The following is a 7,251-nucleotide window of genomic DNA, read 5'->3' on the forward strand; positions in this document are numbered from 1 at the left end:
GCAGAGTTAAACTCTCTTGCACTTTTTGTATCATCTAAGTTCCAGATACGTAAGTTTATAAAATATTCATGTTCTAAATTTTGTGCATAGTCTATAAAATCTAAAATTGGATTTATATACTCTTGTAATGTTTTTTTATGAGAATTTGCATTATATGAATTAATTGAAAAGTTAATTTGTTTTATTGTTTTATTCATTAATGTTTCATAATTTTTAGGACTTATATTATTTGCAGTTGTTGTAATATTTACTTTTAAATCATGTTTTAAACTAATATTTAAATACTCATTTAGATTTGATAATACTAAAGGATCACCAACTACATGATAAGCTAACTCTTTTGTAAATTTTGTAAGTTGCGAATTTATATCTTCAAACTTTTCTAAAGGCATTGTTCCATTTGGTTTTAATTTTGGTGGACAAAATGTACATTTTAAGTTACATATATTTGTAATTTCTATATGAACTTTTCTAAATTTTTTAATACTTATTTCCTATTTTGATTTTTTGTATTATATCATAGCTAAGTAAATCTAAAAGTAATTTAGTATGCTTTTAATTCTATTGGAGTATCATTTAGATATAACAATTTAATTAAAAAGGCTTAATTATGGCATTTTATTCATCACATGGTGCAGCAGCAGAAGTAACTGGTTCTTGCCATTTACTTGAAATTGGCCACATAAAAATATTAATTGATTGTGGTTTATTTCAAGGTAAAGAAGAAGAACTTAATTATGAAGATTTTGGTTTTGATCCAAAAGAGATAAACTATTTAATTGTAACGCATGCTCACCTTGATCATATAGGAAGAATACCACTGTTAGTAAAAAATGGTTTTGATAAAAAAATCATTACAACAAAAGCAACATACGAAATAGCAAAACTAATGCTAAAAAATGCAACTACAATATTGCAAGAAAAAAATAAAATATTATATAACTATGCAGATTTAAATAATACATTAGAACTATTTGGCACATTTTTAGAATATGATGAAACTATAAAAATAGAAGAAAATATAAAAATTTCATTTAAAAATGCAGGTCATATCTTAGGTTCTACTAGTGTTAATATTGATTATAAGGAAGATGGTTTAGAAAAAAGTGTAGTTTTTTCGGGTGATATTGGACAAAAACCTAGATTAATTACCTCAAAAGTAGATTTTTGGTCAAAGGCAAACTATGTATTTTTAGAATCAACCTATGGGAATAGAGAACATCAAGAATTACAACTTTGCGTTGATGATTTCAAAAAAAAGGTATTAGATACTTTAAATAATAATGCAGTTGTATTATTACCCTCTTTTGCCCTAGAGAGAACGCAAGAAATATTATATATATTAAAGCAAATGAGCGATGATAATTTACTAGAGGATGTTCCTGTTTATTTAGATTCTCCATTAGCAATAAATATTACTAAAACTTTTGCACATTTTCCTGAACTATTTAATGAAGAAATAAAAGAACTATTCAAAAACAATATTGACCCTTTTTCATTTAAAGAATTAATTACAACTTATTCAAGAGATGAATCAATTGAAATAAATAAAAAAGAAGGCAAAAAAATAATTATTGCGGGTTCAGGAATGTGTGAAGGAGGAAGAATTCCTTATCATTTATCAAGATATATACAAGATAAAAGAAATATGATTTTATTTGTAGGATATCAAGTAAGTGGAACACTTGGAAGAAAGATATTAAATAAAGTCTCACAAATTACAATAGATAAAAGCAAAATAGTTATAAAAGCAAATATTGAAGTAATTGATGGATTTTCTGCTCATGCTGACCAAAATGGTTTAATTGACTTTATAAAAGATTTAAAAGATGTTTTTTGTATATATCTAATTCATGGTGAAAAATCAGTCTTAGAAGATTTTAAAAACAAAATTACTAAAGAATTAGAAGATAAGGTTCATATTGTAAAAATGAAAGAGAAAATTTACATATAAAGTGTTATTATTTCAAAAAATTAAGGTTTTTTAAATGGAAATGATTTTAAACGAAAATGACTTAGTAGTTGGTGCAAAATTTAAAAATGGAACAATTCAAGATTACGTAGATGATACAAATACTTATGGACTTGTAAGAATTGAAGAATCATACGCAAATTGGTTTTTATTTAATAAAGATGAAAGTGAAGATGATTTACAAGAACTTTATAAAAAAGTATTAAAAGAAGAGCATTTTATTCATAATGATTTTGGTGAAGAGATTGTTGTTTTTAATAAAGTTGGTGATAAGTCATTTGAAGAGTTTGTAAAAACTATTGATGATTATTTAAATGATGAACTTGGAACGATTGTTTAATCTTCCAAGTTATCATAAGAAAAGAGTCTATTTTAGTAAATAAGGTAGATCTCTTTTTAGACTCTGTAATAAATCTTCATTTATAAAAAAATCAGAATAAATTCTATCTTTATTTTTATAACAATAACTACATACATATCTATTTCTTTTTATTAATTCTAGCGCTTGTTCTAAGTTTGCTTGTAGCTCTTTACTTTCTGTATAATAATCATATATAGCTTGTAATGATTCATGAAGTTCTGTATCTTTTAAAAAAACAACTGCTTCATCCATAAATTCGATTACATTCTCTTTATTAGATTTTATATTTAAAAACGCTTGTTTAATATCAGAAAATCTCATATCAAACTTAGCACCAACAAGAAGAGTTTTTTGAAGATTATTTAAATCATTTTTTTGAAAATAGTATTGTAATAATAAATCTAAATAATGTTCTTTTGTATCATCTGCATAATCTTCCATATAATCAAATACTTCTTCTACATCTTTTATTTTTTCATTTTGAATTACTTCATTGTGTAAAACACCAATTTCAGCAATTATTTCGTGTAATCTATCGCTCATAAAAAACCTTTCATATTTTATATATTATATCAAAATTATATTTCTTTCTTTATATCAAGAACTATTTCAAATCTTGCACCTGTGTATAATTTATCTAAGTAAGTAAATGATTCATTATTTACAAGAATTTTTCCATTCATTCCATTTACAATTAAATTATAAGTCATATGCAAACCAAGCCCTGTACCTAATGATTTATGTTTAGTTGTAAAATAAGGCTCAAATATTTTTGCTTTGATTTTCTCATTTACTCCACCTGCTGTATCTTTAAACTCTATAATTGCTTTATTCTCTTTTTTCAAAACTGTAATAAATAAAAATCTATCATCTTCATCTTTTGATATTAATTCATCTTTTGCATTATTGAATAAATTTAAAAAACATTGAATTAATTCATTTGGATAAGCATAAAGTTTAATATCATCTTTTATATCTAAAACTATATTTATATTATTGCTCTTTTTTGAACCTTCTATTAAATGTAAAAAGCTATCTATACAATCTTTAATAAAAAAGTAACTAGCAACTCTATCACCTTTAATAAAGTTTCTAAAATCATCAATTGTTCTTGATAAATACTGCACATTTTTATTAATAATATCCATATCTTTTACAAACATTTCATCACTTAATAATCCAAACTCTTTACTTAATACAGCACCTGTTGAGATAGTTGAAATAACAGATAATGGCTGTCTCCATTGATGTGCAATATTACCTATCATTTCACCCATTGAAGCCATTTTTGATTGTTCAAAAAAGAGTTTTTCATTTTCTCTTTCTTCTGTAATATCTAAGATATAACCAATATATGAGATGATTTCATTTTTTTCATTTCTAATAATAACAGTATAGTCAAGAACCCATTTAATCTTAGCACTTTTAGTAATTACTCTATATGGTTCATGTTTAAAATATGATTTATGAGAACTACTTGCTTCTTTTACCTCATTTGTAACTCTTTGAATATCTTCCTTATGTATAAAAGAACTATACTTTATGTTCTCATTATAAAATTCATCTGAGGTAAACTCTAAAAACTTAGAGATATTTGAAGATACATGCTCAATTGTCCAGCTTTTATCATTTTTCCATTTAAATAACACCGTATCACCAATATCAAATAAAGAAAGTAAAATATCTTGTTCTTTAGTTTTTTCTTTTACTTTTATCTCAAGATTTTCATTTAAAAACTCTAACTCTTTTTTTACTTTTCTAAGTTCTCTTGTTTTTATTTTTACTTCACGAACTAAGTTTTTCTTATGATTTAAATTTTTATAAATAAAATAAAATAAAAAAAGCATTATTATAAAAAAGATTATATTTATAATCTTATGTCTTAGCAAAATATTATAAACATTTTTATCTTCTGTATATGAAACTAAGTAAGCAATTGTTTTGTCTTTTTTAATATTTTGTATAGGCAAAAAACTAATAATATTAACATTTTTAGAAAATACCTTATATAAATAAAACTTCTCATTTTTAGTCATTTTTTTATCTATTTTTTCTTTTAAAGACTCAAGTATTTTTTTTCCACTTATTAGATGAAACATATCTTCGTTATCAGGTTTAGAATAAAAATAGTCTTTATGCTCAATACTTTTTATATATCTACTTTTAAAAGATTCATTTAATAAAGTATTTGCTAAAAATACATTTTTATTAATTAGAAAATGTGTATGTATTTTATTAATATTGATTAATTTTTCTTGTAAATAATCAGAAGAGAGGGATATTTCAACTGCACCTAAATATTTTTTATTTTCATTAAAAAAAGGAAAAACATATCTAAAAGCATTTACTGTTCTTCCATGTTCAAAACCAAAAATATCTTTTTTTGTTTGCCTTACATAATTAAAACTATATCTAATATCATTTAACTCATCGCCAAACTTATCTGGATAGTTCATACGTAAAAAAGATTTATTAAAAGGGTCTACAAACTGTATTTGAATAATACCTCTTTGTTTCATCTTTTCAAAAAACATAGTCATTGAATCATTTAATTTTTTTCTTAGCTTTATTTTTTGCTCTTGGTTTGAAACTAATGCTTGTTCTAGGATTTTTATATTTGTCTTATTATTAGTAATTTCTGATTTAACACTTTTAACATCATTTATAAAATAGTCCAAAGTTATTAGATAATTAGTCTCTAAAGTTTGCATTTTATTTTCTAATTCTTCAGTAATTCTTTTATTCTTATCATTTGTTGTAAGATAAAAGAAAAGACCCAATATCATTAAAAATATAAATGGTAATAGATAGTTTAAATTTATTTTTATTATTATGAACTCTTAGTAGTTAATTGAGGTATATTTTAACAAAAAGAATCTTGATTTAATATCATTAATAACTTATTTTTATACTTTATGCTTCTGATGTCTTATTTTTACCACTTCTTTTTGATTTATACATTAGAATGTCTGCACGTTTAAATAAAGTTTCAACACTATCACTCTTTTTAACTTTTGTTAATCCTATACTTACAGTAATTTTTTCATTTTTAACTAATTCTAATGTAGAAATATATTCTCTTATTTTTTCAATTATAATAAATGCATTATCCAAATCATTTTTAGGCAAAATTAGTACAAACTCTTCGCCACCTATTCTAAATAGCAAATCAGTAGATCTAATCATATCTTTAATAGCTTTTGCTATCTTAACCAATACAGCATCACCAATATCATGTCCATAAGTATCATTGATATTTTTGAAGTTATCAATATCTAAAATAGCAAGACAAAAATTACAATCATATCTTTTAAATAAGTCTAAACTTTCCTGAACTCTTTTATTATAAAACTTTCTATTAAAAACCTGTGTAAGTTCATCAATATAAACCTGCTCTTTAATTTTCAATTGAGATAAATGTAAATCAGTATGATCTCTTGCAAGACCAAGAATACCAATATTTTTATTTAGACTATAATCAAATGGTATTTTTTGTGTTTGATAATAAATTCTAGAACCATCAGTATTAGTAAACCATTCATTAAAAATCTTTACTTTATTATCTTTTAACATTAAAATATCTGATTCTCTAAATAACTTAGCTTGTTCTTTATTAAATAATTCAAAATCAGTTTTTCCAATTATTTCAGCTAAACTTTTTTGTACTAATTTTTCAAAAGCATGATTACAACCAATATATTTAAAATCTTTATCCTTATAAAAAATCAAATCATTTGTAGAATTAATTACTGAATTAATCAAAATATTATCATTTGTAGTTTTATCTAATAAGATTTTATCTTTATACTTTTCTTCAATATATCCTGCAATTAAATATCCTATTGGTAAACCAAATAAAGTTACAATAATAAGTAGTATTATTCTATTTTCACTTTGTTCATAAATCTTATTATATTTATTAAAATCTTTTGGAACTAATAACATATATATTTTATCTTTACTAGATATATCCAAAGCAGAAAGATAAAAATGTTCACTTTTTCTTAGTTTAGTTTTTGTTAAATCCTTTGGTAAAAAATCATATAAATCAAAAACTGATTTACCAAGCTTTAAATCACTTGTCCAGTTGTATTTAGAATCTTTACTTACAATAATATTTGCATCTTCATAAATAAGGCTTACATCATGTAAAGATGATTTTTGTAAGTCTTCTAAAAAAGTTTTAAGATTTATATTTAAGATTATAATACCCATCTTTTTATTATCAATAATAAGTGTTTTTGCTATTCGTAAAGTTGGAACAATTGGTAATTCAATTTTTGAATTTTCTACATTTAAATCAATATTAGAATAATATACTTCATCACTCTTCTTTTTTAAAGTATCTTCAAAGTAGTATCTTCCTTTTTTATTTTGTAAATATTTATCTTCTACTAATATTGGTTTTTGATAATTATCAACACGAATAGTTTCATTTCCATTTATATCAATATATCTAAATTGGAAAATATCTTTATTTGTTTTAAATAATGTTATAAATAAGTTTTGAACAAACTCTTTATCTTTTTTATCTTTTGCAAAGTTTATAATATATTTATTATCAATTATTGATTCAAGAAGTATAGTTTTATTTTCAATATATTTATTAAAAAATTTTACTTTGTTATCTTTTTCTTTTTCTAAGTTTTCAATTGAAAGTTGTTGTACATTTGATTTTTGAAATAAAAAAATTGAAGATAAAAGGATAAAAACAATAGCCCCAACAAAAGTACTTATAAGTAAGAAGATTTTATTTTTAATGGATAATTTCATATATTTTCCTATTGAATTATTTCAAATTAAGATATTATTATATAATAATAAAGTTTACAAAGAAATAATTTATGAAAAGAAATAATTTTTTATCAATAAAAAAGAATAGAGAAAAAAAGGCAAAAAAAAAGCTTTTAGATATAAG

Annotated in this window: 6 protein-coding genes; 2 read left to right on the forward strand and 4 right to left on the reverse strand. The window is 22.6% G+C overall.

Features of this window, described 5'->3' with window-relative positions:
* The coding region (locus tag ACERKK_RS09215; protein WP_373772797.1) for a radical SAM protein at positions 1-491 on the reverse strand (491 nt) is incomplete at its 3' end.
* A 119-nt stretch (positions 492-610) separates the two neighbouring features.
* On the opposite strand from ACERKK_RS09215, the gene ACERKK_RS09220 reads away from it, so the two are divergent.
* Together ACERKK_RS09220 and ACERKK_RS09225 are read left to right on the forward strand one after the other, a co-directional pair.
* Positions 611-1,954, forward strand: coding sequence for an MBL fold metallo-hydrolase (locus ACERKK_RS09220; RefSeq protein ID WP_373772792.1), 1,344 nt, complete (start codon positions 611-613; stop codon positions 1,952-1,954).
* 34 nt (positions 1,955-1,988) lie between these two features.
* A complete protein-coding gene (locus ACERKK_RS09225; protein WP_373772793.1) occupies positions 1,989-2,312 on the forward strand; it encodes a hypothetical protein in 324 nt (107 codons plus the stop codon).
* A gap of 27 nt (positions 2,313-2,339) precedes the next feature.
* On the opposite strand, the gene ACERKK_RS09230 is transcribed toward ACERKK_RS09225, so the two are convergent.
* The 3 genes from ACERKK_RS09230 to ACERKK_RS09240 all read right to left on the reverse strand — a co-directional run bounded on the left by ACERKK_RS09230 (position 2,340) and on the right by ACERKK_RS09240 (position 7,106).
* Positions 2,340-2,876 carry a hypothetical protein gene (locus tag ACERKK_RS09230; RefSeq protein ID WP_373772794.1) on the reverse strand — a complete coding sequence of 179 codons (537 nt, stop codon included), beginning with the start codon at positions 2,874-2,876 and terminating at the stop codon, positions 2,340-2,342.
* Positions 2,877-2,911: 35 nt separating this feature from the next.
* Entirely contained in the window at positions 2,912-5,119 is a 2,208-nt protein-coding gene (locus ACERKK_RS09235) for a PAS domain-containing protein (RefSeq protein ID WP_373772795.1), read from the reverse strand.
* A 127-nt stretch (positions 5,120-5,246) separates the two neighbouring features.
* The gene (locus tag ACERKK_RS09240; protein WP_373772796.1) at positions 5,247-7,106 is read right to left on the reverse strand and encodes a diguanylate cyclase; all 1,860 of its coding nucleotides are present in this window, start codon (positions 7,104-7,106) and stop codon (positions 5,247-5,249) included.
* Between the last annotated feature and the right edge of the window lie 145 nt (positions 7,107-7,251).

The sequence above is a fragment of the Poseidonibacter sp. genome (assembly GCF_041821165.1).
Lineage (GTDB): Bacteria > Campylobacterota > Campylobacteria > Campylobacterales > Arcobacteraceae > Poseidonibacter.

Coding starts and splice junctions, on each gene's coding strand:
- ACERKK_RS09220 (WP_373772792.1), top strand. CDS start 611: ATGGCATTTTATTCATCACATGGTGCAGCAGCAGAAGTAACTGGTTCT.
- ACERKK_RS09235 (WP_373772795.1), bottom strand. CDS start 5,119: ATGATATTGGGTCTTTTCTTTTATCTTACAACAAATGATAAGAATAAA.
- ACERKK_RS09230 (WP_373772794.1), bottom strand. CDS start 2,876: ATGAGCGATAGATTACACGAAATAATTGCTGAAATTGGTGTTTTACAC.
- ACERKK_RS09225 (WP_373772793.1), top strand. CDS start 1,989: ATGGAAATGATTTTAAACGAAAATGACTTAGTAGTTGGTGCAAAATTT.
- ACERKK_RS09240 (WP_373772796.1), bottom strand. CDS start 7,106: ATGAAATTATCCATTAAAAATAAAATCTTCTTACTTATAAGTACTTTT.